This is a genomic window from Citromicrobium bathyomarinum (assembly GCF_021021475.1).
Taxonomy (GTDB): Bacteria; Pseudomonadota; Alphaproteobacteria; order Sphingomonadales; family Sphingomonadaceae; genus Alteriqipengyuania; species Alteriqipengyuania bathyomarina.
In genome coordinates, this window is record NZ_JAINWL010000001.1 from 958,190 (window position 1) to 974,043 (window position 15,854).

The window sequence follows — 15,854 nt, forward strand, 5'->3', positions numbered from 1 at the left end:
AGCCCGCTCATTCGGCGAGCTTTGCGTGCTCTTCCAGCACCGCGTCGCTATGCGTGGCGACGCCCTGCCGCTTGCGCATCACATCGAATAGGATCGCCTTGATCAGCGCGATCGTCATCAGCACGACCACCACCGAGAAGGGCAAAGCCCCGATAATCATGGTCGTCTGCAGCGCATCGATCCCGCCCAGGATCAGCATGCTCGCAACCACCAGACCGATCGCAACGCCCCAGAAGAGCACATGCCGCCGCCGCGTATTATCGTCTTCGCCTGCGGCATTGATCGTGTTGACGATCAGGATCGCACTGTCGGCGGAGGTGACCAGATAGGTCATCAGCAAGACCACCACGAGGATCGAAACCAGCGTGGCGAAGGGCGCGCTCAGCATCACCGACAGGGTCGCGTAGAGCTGGTCGGAGATCGACGCGCCGAGGATCGACCCGTCGGCCGCGCCGCTCAGCTCCAGCTCGATCGCAGTGCCGCCGATCAGGGTCATCCAGACGAACCCCATCAGCGAGGGGACCAGCACCACACCGAGGACGAATTCGCGAACCGTACGCCCGCGCGACACGCGGGCGATGAACATGCCCACGAAGGGCGCAAATGCGATCCACCACGCCCAGTAGAACACCGACCAGTCGAGCTGCCATTGCGCCAGCGCGTCGCCCGTCGGCGTCCCGTCGGGTGACAGCACCATCAGCGCGAGCGATGGCAGAGCGACCACATAGTCGATCAGCCCCAGTCCCAGGCTCTCAAGGCCGAACACCCCCGCCCCGAACACCAGGAAGATCGCCAGCAGTACGAAGGACAAGCCCAGATTGAGGTTGGACAGCCATCTGATCCCCGCGCCCACGCCCGACAATGCGGACAGGGTCGAAGCGCCCAGCAGGAAGATGACTGCAAGGATGATCGCCATCGCAGAGGCGCTGCCGTCGGCCAGCATCAGCCAGTCGCCCATCCCCAGCCGGTCCAGCCCGGCGACGAATTGCTGCACCCCGAGGCCCAGCGTGACCGCCACACCCAGGATCGTCGCGACCACCGCGACGAAGTCCACCGTGTGGCCCGCAAAGCCCGACATCCGCTCTCCGAACAGCGGGGTCAGCGCGCTGCGAATGGTCAGCGGCAGGCCGCGACGATAGGAAACATAGCCGACTGCAAGGCCGACCAGCGCATAGGTCGACCACGCGGCAAAGCCCCAGTGGAAAAATGTGTAAACATAGCTCGGCCGCACGTTCGCGGCGGAAACAGGCTCCACCAACCCCCTGATGGTTTCCGGATTGCTCTGGAAATGCGCCAGCGGCTCGCCCGTCGAATAGGTCAGCAGGCCGATCCCGATGCCTGCGCCGAACAGCATGGCGAACCATGAAAACGCGCCGAATTCGGGCTTCTCGCCCGGCGCGCCCAGCCGTAGCGTGCCCGATTGCGGCAGAATGGCGAGCACCACCGCGACCAGCGTGAGAAACGCGACGAGGTACACATACCACCCGGCGAAGGCGGCGATGATCGTTTCGTTGGCGACCGTAAGCGCGCGCGACGCCGCATCGGGAAACAGGAGGGTCCAGCCGATCAGCAGGGCGATGGCAAGCTTGCCGGGGATCGCCACGCGGGTGTTGAAGCCGCGATAGAAACCGCTCTCGGCGGTGAAAATCGGAAGCCTGAATAGGGGGAGGCCCATCCTGCGTCGTGCGGCGTCGTCCTGCGGTGATACCAACGGATGCTCCTGCCCCGGCATGCAATGCTGAAGGTGGGTGAACCGGGACTGTGACCCATCAAGTGCGCAACGGCAAGCGCAGCGATCCGCACAGCTGCCCCGTTATCTCGCAAACGTCCCGGCGAACCGTCACCGGGCCGGTCTCCCTCAGAGCCAGTCCTGATCGAAGCGCAGCGGGCCGTCGCTGTACAGATAGGCACCGTCGAACTGCGCATATTCGCGCAGCGCGTCCCAGTTGGACGTATACAGATCGCCGCGCCGGATTTCGGCCAGTTCCAGCTCGCGCAGCTTGCCCACCGCGCGGTTGGCGTGGATCGCGCTGACCCCGCACATGTCGGCAAGGTCGATCTGGGTGAAGGGGGTGCGCAGCGAACGGTTGTTGGCCTGCCCGATCAGCTCCAGCCGCCGGTGCAGTTCGCAATAGATATGCGCGATCCTGCGCGGCGCATCGAGCTGTTCGAGCATCTGGATCCACTTGCGGTGGATCGCCGCATCCAGCAGCGTCGCGAACCACAGCGCACGGGCGATCCGGGGCTTTTCCTCCAGCGCGGTGCGCAGCCGCTGGTGCGGTGCGATGCCCAGCGTGACCGGGCCGGAGGCAACGATGTTGTGATCCAGCCGCTTGAGCGCGAAGGCATGCAGATCGATGAAGTCGCCGGGCACGTGGATGCCGACGATAAAGCGGCGGTTGCCGCTTTCGATCGTGCGGAACACGTATCCCGAAATCAGGATCGTGCTGCTGTTCGCGATCGTCCCGCGCGATACCAGGACTTCGCCCGATTCCGCCTCGCGAGTCTCGCTGATCAGCGATTCGATATAGGCTTGGTCGTCATGGCCCAGCTTGTCGCGAAGTCGCCCGGCGAGAAAATCACCGGTATTCGGAAATTCCATCGCCCCGTGTCTTTCCACCTGTTTGCGATTCAGTCGCCCGGTTAGCGAGCCGTGATGCAGCCAGTCTATTGATGCATGTTAGCTTCACCGAATTTGCCCCCAGAACTTGCCCAGAACGCAATCAAAGCGCGAAAAGCTCGCTCTTCACCGCAAGTTCGCCATCACCATACAAGTAGTCGGGCGCAAAGTCTGCATACTGCTCCAGTCCAGCCCGATCGGGCGAGCTGATCCTGCCCTTGCGGAAGGTCGCCAGCTCGCGTTCGCGCAGTTCGCGCAGCGCCCGATTGGCGTGAACCGGGGTCGCGCCGCACATCTCGGCAAGATCGACCTGGGTCAGCGGTGTCTGGAATCCGTCCTCGTCGGCCAGCCCGACCATTTCGAGCCGACGCCACAATTCGGCAAAGATATGCGCGATCCGGCGCGGCGTGGTCAGCTGTTCCAGCTTCATGATCCACTGGCGGTGCATCGCCGCGTCGAGCAGGGTGGACGACCACAGCAGGCGCCCCAGATGCGGCCTGTCGCGCAGCACCTCGCGCAGCTTTTCATGCGGGACATAGGCCAGCTTCACAGGCCCGATCGTATCGACATTGTGGTCCAGCCGCTTGAGCGCGAAGCAGTGCAGGTCGACGAAATCGCCGGGTACATGCACGCTCAGCGCCGACCGGTTGCCCGCGCCGTCAAGCCCGCGGATGATGAACCCTTCGACCAGCAGCGTGCTGCGCCCGCAGACCGATCCGGCCTGCACTACGCGGGTGTCCTTTTGATAATTCGCGATTTCATCCGGCAGGTTTTCCAGCAGGCGACGATCCTCATGGCTCAGGCTGTCGCGCAGACGGCCATACAGGAAACGACCCGTCAGCGGGAATTCCGCCAGTTCCTGCTCGAGTGTCATCGTCCCTCCTGGCCGTTTGCTTGGCACGGCTCGCGTTGAGCGCTGATCTAACGGCTCGCGCGGCCCCGGTCGAGCCCGCTGCGATCACGCAGGCAAGGCAACTCCAGCCCTTTGAAATACCACAAGGCTTGATATGCAGGCGCGTCGGGTCCACCTCGCCAAGCGAGTATGGATATGATGACCAAGAACCCGCCCGCCGACCACGCGCCCATTGCGAGTGCCGAACCGATAGATCGTGGCGCGCTGCGTGCGGCGTTTCGCCAGGAAGAGGCGGCCTGCGTCGCCGATCGCCTGCGCGAAACCCAGGTTTTCACCCGAGATCATGCGGCAATTCAAGCCTATGCGGTCAAGCTGATCCAGGATGCGCGCAAGCGCGACGTCAGCGGGATAGACGCATTCCTGCACCAGTACGGGCTCAATACCGAAGAGGGAATCGCGCTCATGTGCCTCGCCGAGGCGCTGCTGCGGGTGCCCGACGGACGCACTGCCGACGCACTGATTCGCGACAAGATCGGCGAAATCGACTGGCGCGAACATCTCAACGAATCGGACAGCACCTTCGTCAACGCGGCGACCTTCTCGCTGATGCTGACGGGCGAAGTGCTCGAACGGCCCGAACAGACGCAGAAGGCGCTCGGCCGCACGCTGCGCGGGGCGATGAACCGGCTGGGCGAGCCGGTGATCCGGCAGGCCACCTTCCAGGCCATGCGGATCCTTGGCGGACAGTTCGTGTTCGGCCGGACGATCAACGAAGCGCTCAAGCGCGCCGGGCCGGAGCGTGCGCGCGGCCTGACCCACAGTTTCGACATGCTCGGCGAAGCGGCGATGACCTTCGCCGATGCCGAACGCTATCGCAAAGCGTACCTCCACGCGATCGAGCGGCTGAAGGACGAGAGCGACGGGACAATTTCCGGCAGCCCGGGCATCTCGGTCAAGCTGACCGCGCTCTATCCCAAGTACGACATCTTCCATGCCGAAAAGGCGAAGAAGGCGCTGATCCCGATCGTGACCGAGCTGGCGGTGCGCGCGCGCGACGCCAATATCCACTTCACGATCGACGCCGAGGAAGCCGACCGGCTGGAGCTTTCGCTCGACATCATCGAGGCGCTGGCGTCGGACGATTCGCTGTTCGCCCGCCCCGACGGCACCCGCTGGGAAGGCTTCGGCATGGCGGTGCAGGCCTATCAGAAGCGCGGCGTGCCGCTGTGCCGCTGGCTGATCGATCTGGCCGAGAAGTACGATCGCAAGTTCATGGTCCGGCTGGTCAAGGGTGCCTACTGGGATACCGAGATCAAGATCAGCCAGGTCGCCGGGCTCGACGATTTCCCCGTCTTCACCCGCAAGGTCGCGACCGACGTTTCCTACATGGCCTGCGCCGATGTGATGCTGAGCGCGCCCAAGCGGATCTACGGCGCCTTCGCGACCCACAACGCCTACACCATCGCTGCGATCGTGCAGCGCGCAGGCGCGGGCACGCAGTTCGAATTCCAGCGCCTGCACGGCATGGGCGAGGAGCTCTACGCCGCGCTCGCCAAGGCGCAGGGCAACGCCAAGACGCCGGTGCGGATCTACGCGCCGGTCGGAGGGCACAAGGACCTGCTCGCCTATCTGGTGCGCCGCCTGCTCGAGAACGGCGCCAACAGCTCGTTCGTCAACCGGATGGCCGATTCGGACCTTTCGGCGGTCGATCTGGCGGGCGACCCGGTGGCCGAGCTGGCCGCGCTGGAGCCCAAGCGGAACCCTGCGATTCCGCTGCCCAAGGACATCTTCCCCGGCCGCCGCAACAGCGCCGGCGTGGACCTTGCCGATCCGCTGGTGCGCGAACCGCTGCTCAAGCGACTGCACGACATGCGCGAGCGGCAGTGGGAAGCCTCGCCCACCTTCAAGGCCGAGATTCCGGGCGAAATCGCCCCGATCACCGCGCCGTTCGACCACGGCATGCGGATCGGCACGCGCCGCGATGCGAGCGCGGAAGAGGTCGATGACGCGATCGGTCGCGCGGCCGCTATCCAGCCCGGCTGGAACGCGCTGGGTGGTGAAAAGCGCGCACTGCTGCTGGAAGCGGCGGCGGACGCGTTCGAAGCGCATACCGACGAGATCCTCTCGCTGTGCCAGCTGGAAGCGGGCAAGACGCTGGTCGACGCGGTGCTCGAAATTCGCGAGGCGGTCGACTTCCTGCGTTACTACGCGAACGAGGCACGCCGCCTGTTCATCGAGCCTACCGAGCTGCCTGGCCCGACCGGCGAGCACAATTACCTGAAGCTCGCGGGGCGCGGCGTGTTCGCAACGATCAGCCCGTGGAACTTCCCGCTGGCGATCTTCATCGGCCCCGCCGCCGCCGCTCTTGCAGCGGGTAACACGGTGATCGCCAAGCCGGCCGAGCAGACGCCGCTGATCGCCGCGCTCGCGGTGAAGCTGTGCCATCAGGCGGGCATTCCCGAAGAGGTCTTCCAACTGCTGCCCGGCGGCGGCGAGGTTGGTCAGATGATCACCAGCGATGTGCGCATTGCGGGCGTGTCGTTCACCGGCTCGACCCAGACTGCGCAGGCGATCAACCGCGGCCTCGCCGCGCGCGACGGCGGAATTGCAACCCTGATCGCCGAGACCGGCGGCCAGAACGCGATGATCGTGGACAGCACCGCGCTGCCCGAACAGGTCACCCGCGACGTCATCTCCAGCGCCTTCCAGAGTGCAGGCCAGCGCTGCTCCGCGCAGCGCGTGCTGTACATCCAGGAAGACGTTTACGACGAGATGCTGACGATGATCCGCGGCGCGTTCGAAGCGCTCGACGTCGGCGACCCGACCCGGTTCGACACCGATGTCGGCCCCGTGATCGACCATGACGCGCAGGCCGCGCTGGAGCGGCACATTGCGCGCTCGGAAACGATCGGGCGCACGATCTGGCGGGGCAAGGAGGATTCCTCCCTCGCACGGGGCAGCTTCGTGGTCCCCACGATCATCGAGATCGAGGGTATCGGCCACCTGCAGCGCGAGAATTTCGGCCCGGTGCTGCACATCGCCAAGTTCAAGGGCAAGGACCTGGGCCAGGTGGTGGACGACATCAACGCGGTCGGCTTCGGCCTGACCTGCGGGCTCCACAGCCGGGTCGAGGAAACCCGCCGCTTCGTCGAATCGCGGATCAAGGTCGGCAATTTCTACGTCAACCGCAATCAGATCGGCGCGGTGGTCGGCAGCCAGCCGTTCGGCGGCGAGGGCCTGTCGGGCACCGGCCCCAAGGCGGGCGGCCCCAACTACGTCGCGCGCTTCGCGACCGAGCGCGTGGTGACGGTGGATACGACCGCGGCGGGCGGCAACGCCACGCTGCTGGCAAGCCTGTGATCGGCTAACACCGGAGTTCCAGTGTGGTGGCGGACCTGTTAAAGGTCCGCCCCATGCTCAAATCGCTCAAGCTGATCGTCGCGCTCATTGCGCTCGCCTGGTCCACCACCGCCTTTGCCGAAGTGCGGATGTCGTTCCATTCTTTCGACGGGTCGGTCCTGTTCGGCCGCTACCCGCATGCCTTCGTGGTGCTGGAAGGCACCACCAGCGATGGCCGCAAAGTGGACGAGAATTTCGGCTTCACCGCCAAGCACACGACCACGGCGGTGCTCAACGGCCCGGTCGAGCACAAGATCATGACCGAGAGCGAGAGCAGCGTGCGTAGCACCAACCGGCATTTCACCGTCACGCTGAGCGACGCGCAATATGCCCGCGTCAAGCGTGAGGTTGCCGCGTGGCACAACGCGCCGGGCAAGTTCTACGACCTCGACCGGCGCAACTGCATCCATTTCGTGGGCCGCATGGCGCAGCTGGCCGGGCTCAAGGTGACCTACCCCGCCAGCATGCTGCGTCGGCCCAAGCAGTGGCTGAACCACGTGGCCAAGCTCAACCCGCAGCTGGGCGCGAAACAGCTGTAGGGATAAGCCGCAAGCCTAGGCTTGCGCGCACGGCCAGCGCTGCGCATCACAGCGCCATGGCCATTCTCTCCGACCGCTGGATTCGCGAACAGGCACAAAAGCACGGCATGATCGAGCCGTTCGAGGAGGCGCAACGGCGCGACGGCTGCATCTCCTACGGGCTCAGCTCCTATGGCTACGACGCCAGAGTGGCCCCCGAGTTCAAGATCTTCACCAATGTCGACAGCGCAGTGGTCGACCCGAAGGACTTCGCCAGCAATTCGTTCGTCGATCGCGAGACCGACGTCTGCACGATCCCGCCCAACTCCTTCGCGCTGGCGCGCACGGTCGAATATTTCCGCGTGCCCGAGGACGTGCTGGTGATCTGCCTCGGCAAGAGCACCTACGCGCGCTGCGGGATCATCGTGAACGTCACCCCGCTGGAGCCGGGCTGGGAAGGCCACGTGACGCTGGAATTCTCCAACACCACGCCGCTGCCCGCGAAAATCTACGCCAACGAAGGCGCGTGCCAGTTCCTGTTCCTGCAGGGCAACGAACGCTGCGAGACCAGCTACAAGGACCGGGCGGGCAAATATATGGGCCAGCGCGGGGTGACGCTGCCTCGGCTCTAGGCGGCGACGTTTTCTACGATCCGATCTGCAAAGCGGACTGAACGCTTTGTGAGAGTTCTAAGCCCCCGGGACGACCACAACCGGGTCGCCCGGCGACCAAGGATCGAAGCGCGCCATGACCGCTGCGAACAAGGGCGATGCAAGATGCTCCGCCAGCCATTTTTGCAGGTGAGGGATCGGCTGGGCCGCAAACCAGTCCCTGTCGACCGCTGCGAATTGACGCACGAACGGCATGATCGCCGCGTCGGCGATGCCGCGCGTGGAGCCACATAGCTGCGCGTCGTCGGATAGCCGCTCATCGAGCAGCCTCAGGAACTCCATCCCTCGCTCGCGATGCACCATGGCATCGGAATCATGGCGGTCGGGATATTTGTAGCGATCGAGATCGTGTTTGAATGGCCCGTCATTGTGTTCGATCAGGGCTGCATCGTCCCGGTCCAGCCAGCCTTCCGGATCGTTTTGTGCCAGCGCCCAGCGCATGATCTCGATGCTCTCGTCGATCACGGTGCCGTTGGCGAGGACGAGGACCGGCACAGTACCTTTGGGCGAAGCCTCCAGCATCGCCTCAGGCTTTCGTGCAAGGACCACTTCGCGCAGCACATAAGGCGTTTTGCTAATCGCCAGCGCCAGCCTTGCTCGCATCGCGTAAGGACAGCGGCGGAAGCTGTAGAGGACCCGCTCAGTCGCCATCATCATCTCCGCTCGGTGCGAACACCGCGCCGACATGTGTGCGCCCCTGCTGGGCGGCGAGCATTTCCTGCTTGTGTCGCTCACGATAGGAAGCACGCTGTGCGTCGTCTCTTTCATCGTGGCACGCCGCACAACTGACGCCCGCTTCATAAAACGCCGATTGCTTGTCCGACGGACTTACGGGCCGACGACACGCGAAGCACAGATCATGCGTCCCCGCTGACAGCGCGTGCCCGACCGCGACGCGCTGGTCGAACACGAAGCACTCGCCCTGCCACCGGCTCTCCTCCTCGGGCATCTGCTCTAGGTACGCGAGGATCCCGCCCTTGAGGTGGAAGACGTCGTCGAGCCCCTCCTTCTTCAGGAATGCGGATGCCTTCTCGCAGCGGATGCCACCGGTGCAGAACATGGCGACCCTTGGCGGATTCCCAGATCCGAGCAGGCGTTCGCGTTCGCGCGCGAACCATTCCGGAAAGTCCCGGAATGTGCCGGTCATCGGATTGATCGACCCTGCGAAGGAGCCGATCGAAACCTCGTAATCGTTGCGCGTGTCGATCACGATCGTGTCGGGATCGTCGATCAGGGCGTTCCAGTCCTGCGGATCGACATAGGTGCCTGCATTGGCAGCCGGATCGATACCGGGCTGCCCCATGGTCACGATTTCCTGCTTGATGCGCACCTTCATCCGGTGAAACGGCATGGCGCCGGCACTTGAGAACTTCACTTCGAGATCGGCGCAACCGGGCCAGCTGCGAATATGGTCGAGCACCCGGTCTATGCCCGTGCTGGACCCTGCGATCGTGCCATTAATGCCTTCGCCAGCCAGCAGCAGCGTGCCCTTGATGCCCTGAGCATCGCATAATTGCTTCAGAGGCTTACTCAGCTGCTCGCACTGAGTGAGGGGTGCGAAATGGTACAAGGCGGCGACACAGATCGGTCGGGCGTCAGCGATTGGCATTGTCATGGTCATTCTTCGGCGCGTTTTTTATGGATCGTGGCGCAATCAGCGCTTTTTCTTCGCTGTGCCAGCGTGGAAATCGGGGTCCTTCTTGGCAACCCAATCGACGAATTTGCGCATGTCGGGATTGAGCAGAATTGCCTCGACGTCGAGCGCATGGCGCTGCAATTCGGCGTTGCTGAAATTGGCGATCAGGGTTTGCTGGCAAATAGGATGCATCGGCACGACATCGCGCCCACCCCGGCTCTTTGGCACAGGGTGGTGCATGACAACGGTCTTGCCCAGAGGGCGTCCGCAAAGCCAGCACGGCGGCAGCGGTGCCGCCTCCTCCTCATCCTCGTGGACCCGTTCCTCGCGGGCTGCGCCCTTGGAATATTTGCGTGCCATGTGCCTCAGCCCGAATTGTGCGATCTTGGGGTGAGCGCTTAGCGCGTCGGCCCGGTCTTGACGACCACCATGGCACGTATCGGTTTTGGCCGGTCTGGGGATCGCGTCGCTCAGCTCCGTCCGTTACCGGCGCAGGCCTTGTCAGAGAGGCTATGTCGGCTCTTCACAAGCGTGGCGGCAGTAGCGGATCGCGATCCCAATAGAGGTCATTGCAAGTTTCCTACTGCGCCGAGCGCTGCGATAATGTGGCGATGTGCTCAGCTTTCGTTACTTCCCTCGGCCGTGCGCCACTAGCTGCGCCCACTCGCGGAGGGGGGCGGGTTTTTCTCACTTGGACACTGTGTCAGGTGTGTCAGCCCATGGGGCATTGGTGACTGAAGCGTGCTCCGCTAGGTTCGGCACGAACGGGCAAGAGGATTGAGATATGGCACGCGAATTCGACATCGTGATCTACGGCGCGACCGGGTATACCGGGCGTCTGGTGGCCGAGCATTTCCTGCGCGAATATGGCGACAGTCCCGATGCTCCCAAATGGGCGATGGCGGGCCGCAATCCGGACAAGCTCGCCGAGGTGAAGCGCGAAATCGGCGCGCCCGATTCCACCCCCACCATTGTTGCTGATGCGGCCGACGCCACCAGTCTCGCGCAGATGTGCGAGCAGGCGAAGGTCGTCATCTCCACGGTCGGGCCGTACCAGCTCTATGGCGAGCCGCTGCTCGCCGCCTGCGCCAAGAGCGGCACGCATTATGCCGACCTGTGCGGCGAGCCTGCATGGATGCGGCAGATGATCGACAAGTACGAGGCCGATGCGAAAGCGAGCGGGGCGCGGATCAGCTTTTCCTCGGGGTTCGATTCGATCCCCTTCGATCTGGGCGTGCTGATGCTCCAGAAAGAGGCGCAGGAGCGCTTCGGTGCGCCGTGCACGACCGTGCGCGGGCGCGTGCGGGCGATGAAGGGCACCTTCAGCGGCGGCACCGCCGCCAGCCTTGCCGAGAGCATGAAGGCGATGGCGCGCGACCCTTCCCTCATCAAGATCATGCGCAGCCCCTTCGGCCTCACCCCCGGCTTCGACGGGCCGGACCAGCCGGGCGGCATGGTGCCCAAGTACGAGAGCGATCTGGGCAAGTGGGCCGCGCCCTTCGTGATGGCGCCGATCAACACCAAGAACGTGCACCGCACCAACTTCCTGCTCGGCCACCCCTATGGCGAGGATTTCCGCTACGACGAGATGGTCCTGACCAGCCCCGGCGAAGCGGGCAAGGCCGCTGCGAACGCTGCCGCCGAGATGATGAAGAACCCGTTCGGCGCGAAGCCGCCCAAGCCCGGCGAGGGCCCCACGCCCGAGGAGCGTGAGAACGGGTATTACGACGTGCTGTTCGTGGGTGAGACTGAGGGTGGCGAAACGCTGCGCTACGCGGTCAAGGGCCGCTACGACCCGGGCTATGGCTCGACCAGCCGGATGATCGGCGAGACGGGCATCGGCCTGCTTCAAAGCGATGCGCCGGGCGGGATCGGGACGCCGGGCTCGATTCTCGGCGAAGCTCTGGTCGCGCGCCTGCGCGAACATGCGGAGGTCACCTTCGAGGTGGAGGAATAGCGCTTTTCGGGAGCCGATCGCCGTACGGGCGATTGATCTGCGTGTAGCAGCGGGGAGAGTATCGGTATGGCGTTTCTGGCTTCGGTAATCGGTCGCATGTTGCTGGCGCTGATCTTCATCATCTCGGGCGTGACCAAGGTGATGAACGTCGCCCAGACGCAGGCATTTATCGAGAAATCGACTACGCTGCCGGCCAATCTGGCGCTGCCGGTCGGGATTTTCGAGCTGGTGTTCGGCGTGTTCCTCGCGATCGGGTTCCTCACCCGGATCAGCAGCCTGCTGCTGTTCGGCTTCACGCTGGCGACGGTGTTCTTCTTCCACAATCAGCTGGGCGACCAGCTGCAGCTGCAACTCGCGCTCAAGAACCTCGCCATCGCGGGCGGGCTGCTGATGGTGTTTGCCTATGGCCAGGCGCGCGGATCGGTCGACGTCTGGCGCGAACGGGACCGCGCGCGGCGCGCCGAGATCCGGGCGGCGCGGGCAGAGGGGCGGGAAAGGGGTGCCCGCGAGGCCGAGGCACGAAGTGCCAGCGGCCCCGCGGACGGCCAGGCGGGATGAAGGGGGGAGGCCCCGCCTAGAAGCTGAAGCGTGCGCTGACCGAGAGGTTACGCCCCGCCATCGGGATGAAGTCGCGCGTGAAGCTGGTCGCGCGGCGGCCTTCGACGTCGAAGATGTTGTCGACCTTGGCCAGCAGGGTCACGTTGTCGTTGCCGCGCAGCGGACGCCAAGCGACCGAGGCGTTGACGAAGGTGAAGGCATCGGTCGCACTCTCGAACGCGGGCACATCGTCCTGCTCGCCGAAGTACTGGACCTCGCCGCGCACTTCGAACGGCCCGGTCTTGGCGGTCAGCGCACCGGTCAGGCCCAGCGGCGGAATGCGCGGGACCGGGCTGCCGTCGGCCAGCTCGGCCTTGACGTACTCGGCACTCGCTTCACCGAGCAGGGAGAATGTGTCACTCTCCACGAAAGGCACGGCGAGTTCGGCTTCGACCCCGTAATAGGTCGCATCCTGCTGCAGGTAGTTGAACAGCGGCAGGCCGCCTTCCTCGCCTGCCGGCAGCGGGCTGCCGTCTTCCTCGACGAGAGTGCCAGTGTTGTTGAGGTAGATGTAGTTGTCGAACCAGCTCTTGAACGCGGTCAGGCTGATGGTCGCCGGGCCCAGATTGCCGCGCACGAAGCCTTCCAGGCCCCACGCACGCTCGACCTCGAGGTCCACATCGCCCAGCTCGTACTGGCCGGTGGCGACGTGCGGTCCGTTGGCGAACAGCTCCTCGCCGGCAGGGGCACGGCCGACGCGCGATCCGTTTACGCCGACCCGCAGGCCGCCGATGTCGTAGGAGACACCCAGCGCGCCGGAGAAGATGTTGAAGTTGCGATCGACGTTCAGCGGCGTCGAGGAGACACTTGAGGTTTCGAAACGTGCGGCACCTTCGAGCTGGAAGTCCCCGAAGCTCAGCTCCTGAAGCGTGAAGAAGCCGTACTGTTCGGTCTGGTTGGGGGCGACGAAGGCCTCTTCACCCGTCGCCGAGAAGTCGCGAATGTAGAACTGCCCGCCGAACGAGCCGCGCAGGTTCCCGACGGGAGCCTGAATGAACTCCGCCCGTCCCTCGAACCCTTCGACATCGAACACGGTCCCGACCTCGGAGCCTTCGAATTCGGTGTGGGTATAGTCGCTGTAGCCTACGCGAGTCTGCAGCCGGTCGAGGAAACCCGAGCCCAGGTCCAGGTCGCCACGATATTCTGCGCGGTACTGCTTGAGCCCGATCGAGACGCCCTCTTCGCCGCCCTCTTCCTCGCCGCCGTCTTCGTGCTCGTGTCCCCCGGCAGGATTTTCGGGGACGCCGTAAGTGGTCTCGTAATAGCCGCCACCGAAACCGAAATTACTGCCGCCGGAGAAGAAGGCGAGGCCAGCGTTCACCGACTTGGTCTCGACAAAGGTGTTGGGCACGACGCCCTGCTGGTTCGCGACCGCGCGCAGTTCGGCGGCCTCTTCAAGCTCGCCTTCGCCCTCGTGTTCGTCGGCCTCGGCAAGAACATCGGCGCGAAGACCGTCGCTCAGCACATAGCCGGGCACGTTGACGTCGCCCGCATCGAGGTAGCTGCCATCAATATGCGCGACGAAACCGCCACCCAGCGGCGCGTCGACCGAAGCACCGACGCGGTATTCGTCGTTGACGCTGTCATAGCTCGCCAGCCCGTCGATATGGATCGGCTCGTCGGGGATGCTGCGCGGAATGCGCTTGTCGATCACGTTGACCGCGCCGCCGATCGCCTGGCTGCCGTAAAGCAACACGGCGGGGCCACGCAGAACCTCGATCCGCTCGACGGTCAGAGGGTCGATGCTGACCGCGTGATCGTCCGAGGTGTTCGATGCGTCGAGCGAGCCGATCCCGTCGCTCATCACCCGGACGCGCTCTCCGCTGAAGCCGCGAACCACCGGGCGCGAAGCGCCGGGCGAGAAGCCGCTGCCCGAAACCCCGGGCAGATCCTCGAGAATCTCGCCCACCTGACCGTTCATGTTTCTTTGCAGTTCGACCCCTTCGACGACCGAGGTGCCGGCAAGCACGTCGAGCTGGCTCAGGCTCCTGCCCGCAGTGACCACGATATCTGCCTGCTGGCTGGTGCGGTTGTGGAAGTCGTCGCCGACATCATCACTGCTGCTGTCCGCAGGATCATCGGCCGTTTGCGCCTGAGCGGCACAGGGAACGGCGGCCAGGGCAATGGCGAGCAGCGGCAGGCTGCCGATGGAGGAGAGCTTCATAAGGGTGAACGATCCTGTTTGTGTGTTACTTTATATCATCCGCAGCTAACGTTTCATTCTTGCGAGCGCAAGACCGATATTGCGCTTCGGCGACCCGAATCGTTCGTTCGTCGGTAAATCTAAGGAAAGCAGGCAACCGGCGAAGCGCGCACGTTGCCGCCGCGCAGGACGCGGAAGATCCGGGCGAACCGCAGTGACACTGCGCGGACGCCCGGCAAAGCCGGATTGTTCTGAAGAAAATGGAGCGGGCGAGGCGATTCGAACGCCCGACCCCAACCTTGGCAAGGTTGTGCTCTACCCCTGAGCTACGCCCGCTCACTTGGCGTTTCCGGCGGGCCGCGAGGGCCTGTCCGGAACGGGAAGCGGGCAATTAGCAACGAGGGCCCGGTACCGCAAGCGCTAAATTACAGGTTTTTGCAGGCCCTTCACATCCCCCACGAAAGGCCCACATTGGGGCAAACCGAAAGCCTGCAACCGCACGACAGAGAAGGGGATCGCACTTGGCCAGCATGGGGCTCAATATAGAGGAACAGAAAGCCGTCGAACGCTTCCAGAAGGAAGTCGTCGAACCGTCGATGACGAAGCTGGTGGTGCTCGATTTCTGGGCCGAATGGTGCGGCCCGTGCAAGGCGCTCGCCCCGATGCTGGAAAAGGTCGCGGCGCAATATGCCGATAAGGGCGTGGTGCTGAAGAAGATCAATGTCGATGAAGAGCAGTTCATCGCCAGCCAGTTCCAGGTCCAGTCGATCCCCACGGTCTACGCCATGTTCCAGGGCCGCCCCGTGGCCGACCTGACCAGCGCGCGCAGCGAAAGCCAGCTTACGCAGGCGCTCGACCAGATTCTCGCGCAGCTTCCGATCGATCCCAATGCGGCCGGTGCCGATTCGGATGCCAATAATGGCATGCCCGAAGTCGAGCAGCTGATCGCCATGGGAGAGCAGCTGCTGGATGCGGGCGAGAACGAGAAAGCCGTCCAGCTCTACACCGAGATCGCGACCGCGGCCCCGCCCGAAATCGCGAGCCGTCCGGAAATCCAGTCCGGCCTGATTCGCGCGCTGCTGGCGAACGGGCAGCACGAGCAGGCGCAGGCCGCCTTCGACGCGCTGACCGACGAGCAGAAGGCCGACCCCGCCGTGGCACAGGCCGGTGCGCAGCTTGAACTCTCGGGCGAGAAGGTCGACGAGGGCGAGCTGGCGGCGCTGCGCGAGGAGGCCCAGGGCGGCGATATGGACGCACGCTACACCTACGCCGAAGCCGCCTTCGCCGCTGGCCAGCGCGATGCCGCAGCGGACGAGCTGCTGGCCATGGTCGAGACGGATCGCGAATGGAACGAAGGCGCGGCGCGGACCAAGCTGCTGCAGATCTTCGAGGCGGTCGGTCTGGAAGATGCATGGGTGGTCGCCACCCGTCGTCGCCTGTCCAAGATCCTGTTCGGTTAG

The 15,854-nt window shown here is 64.4% G+C and carries 13 protein-coding genes and 1 tRNA gene; 6 read left to right on the top strand and 8 right to left on the bottom strand.

Features of this window, described 5'->3' with window-relative positions:
• Positions 1-7 precede the first annotated feature (7 nt).
• From K7H93_RS04920 to K7H93_RS04930, 3 genes are all read right to left on the bottom strand, one after another.
• Positions 8-1,711 carry a BCCT family transporter gene (locus K7H93_RS04920; protein WP_230782731.1) on the bottom strand — a complete coding sequence of 568 codons (1,704 nt, stop codon included), beginning with the start codon at positions 1,709-1,711 and terminating at the stop codon, positions 8-10.
• Between the two features lie 147 nt (positions 1,712-1,858).
• A complete protein-coding gene (locus K7H93_RS04925) occupies positions 1,859-2,602 on the bottom strand; it encodes a Crp/Fnr family transcriptional regulator (RefSeq protein WP_054523540.1) in 744 nt (247 codons plus the stop codon).
• Positions 2,603-2,723: 121 nt separating this feature from the next.
• Positions 2,724-3,494, bottom strand: coding sequence for a Crp/Fnr family transcriptional regulator (locus K7H93_RS04930; protein ID WP_230782732.1), 771 nt, complete (start codon positions 3,492-3,494; stop codon positions 2,724-2,726).
• A gap of 168 nt (positions 3,495-3,662) precedes the next feature.
• On the opposite strand from K7H93_RS04930, the gene putA reads away from it, so the two are divergent.
• From putA to dcd, 3 genes are read left to right on the top strand one after another with little or no spacing between them, the layout of a single operon-like run.
• On the top strand, positions 3,663-6,833 hold the full coding sequence (putA, locus tag K7H93_RS04935) for a bifunctional proline dehydrogenase/L-glutamate gamma-semialdehyde dehydrogenase PutA (protein WP_230782733.1): 3,171 nt from the start codon (positions 3,663-3,665) through the stop codon (positions 6,831-6,833).
• Positions 6,834-6,886: 53 nt separating this feature from the next.
• Positions 6,887-7,411 carry a hypothetical protein gene (locus K7H93_RS04940; protein WP_230782734.1) on the top strand — a complete coding sequence of 175 codons (525 nt, stop codon included), beginning with the start codon at positions 6,887-6,889 and terminating at the stop codon, positions 7,409-7,411.
• A 56-nt stretch (positions 7,412-7,467) separates the two neighbouring features.
• A complete protein-coding gene (gene dcd, locus K7H93_RS04945) occupies positions 7,468-8,022 on the top strand; it encodes a dCTP deaminase (protein WP_054526370.1) in 555 nt (184 codons plus the stop codon).
• A 57-nt stretch (positions 8,023-8,079) separates the two neighbouring features.
• Here dcd and K7H93_RS04950 read toward each other — a convergent pair whose 3' ends face one another.
• The 3 genes from K7H93_RS04950 to K7H93_RS04960 are packed head-to-tail and all read right to left on the bottom strand — an operon-like array spanning position 8,080 to position 10,057.
• A complete protein-coding gene (locus tag K7H93_RS04950; RefSeq protein WP_230783159.1) occupies positions 8,080-8,712 on the bottom strand; it encodes a glutathione S-transferase in 633 nt (210 codons plus the stop codon).
• Positions 8,702-9,676 carry an oxygen-dependent tRNA uridine(34) hydroxylase TrhO gene (gene trhO / locus K7H93_RS04955; RefSeq protein WP_230783160.1) on the bottom strand — a complete coding sequence of 325 codons (975 nt, stop codon included), beginning with the start codon at positions 9,674-9,676 and terminating at the stop codon, positions 8,702-8,704. The genes K7H93_RS04950 and trhO overlap by 11 nt, the downstream gene beginning before the upstream one ends.
• Before the next feature lie 39 nt (positions 9,677-9,715).
• Positions 9,716-10,057 (bottom strand): HNH endonuclease signature motif containing protein, encoded by a 342-nt coding sequence (locus tag K7H93_RS04960; RefSeq protein ID WP_230782735.1) that lies wholly within the window; start codon positions 10,055-10,057, stop codon positions 9,716-9,718.
• Between the two features lie 424 nt (positions 10,058-10,481).
• On the opposite strand from K7H93_RS04960, the gene K7H93_RS04965 reads away from it, so the two are divergent.
• Both K7H93_RS04965 and K7H93_RS04970 read left to right on the top strand, forming a co-directional pair.
• Positions 10,482-11,654, top strand: a complete 1,173-nt coding sequence (locus K7H93_RS04965; protein ID WP_230782736.1) for a saccharopine dehydrogenase family protein — start codon at positions 10,482-10,484, stop codon at positions 11,652-11,654.
• A gap of 66 nt (positions 11,655-11,720) precedes the next feature.
• Positions 11,721-12,212: a DoxX family protein gene (locus K7H93_RS04970; RefSeq protein ID WP_230782737.1), complete on the top strand. Its 492-nt coding sequence runs from the start codon at positions 11,721-11,723 to the stop codon at positions 12,210-12,212.
• Between the two features lie 16 nt (positions 12,213-12,228).
• Here the strand turns inward: K7H93_RS04970 and K7H93_RS04975 are convergent, their stop codons facing one another.
• Entirely contained in the window at positions 12,229-14,415 is a 2,187-nt protein-coding gene (locus K7H93_RS04975; RefSeq protein ID WP_230782738.1) for a TonB-dependent receptor, read from the bottom strand.
• Positions 14,416-14,655: 240 nt separating this feature from the next.
• A tRNA-Gly gene (locus K7H93_RS04980) sits at positions 14,656-14,730 on the bottom strand.
• Between the two features lie 194 nt (positions 14,731-14,924).
• On the opposite strand from K7H93_RS04980, the gene K7H93_RS04985 reads away from it, so the two are divergent.
• On the top strand, positions 14,925-15,854 hold the full coding sequence (locus tag K7H93_RS04985; RefSeq protein WP_230782739.1) for a tetratricopeptide repeat protein: 930 nt from the start codon (positions 14,925-14,927) through the stop codon (positions 15,852-15,854).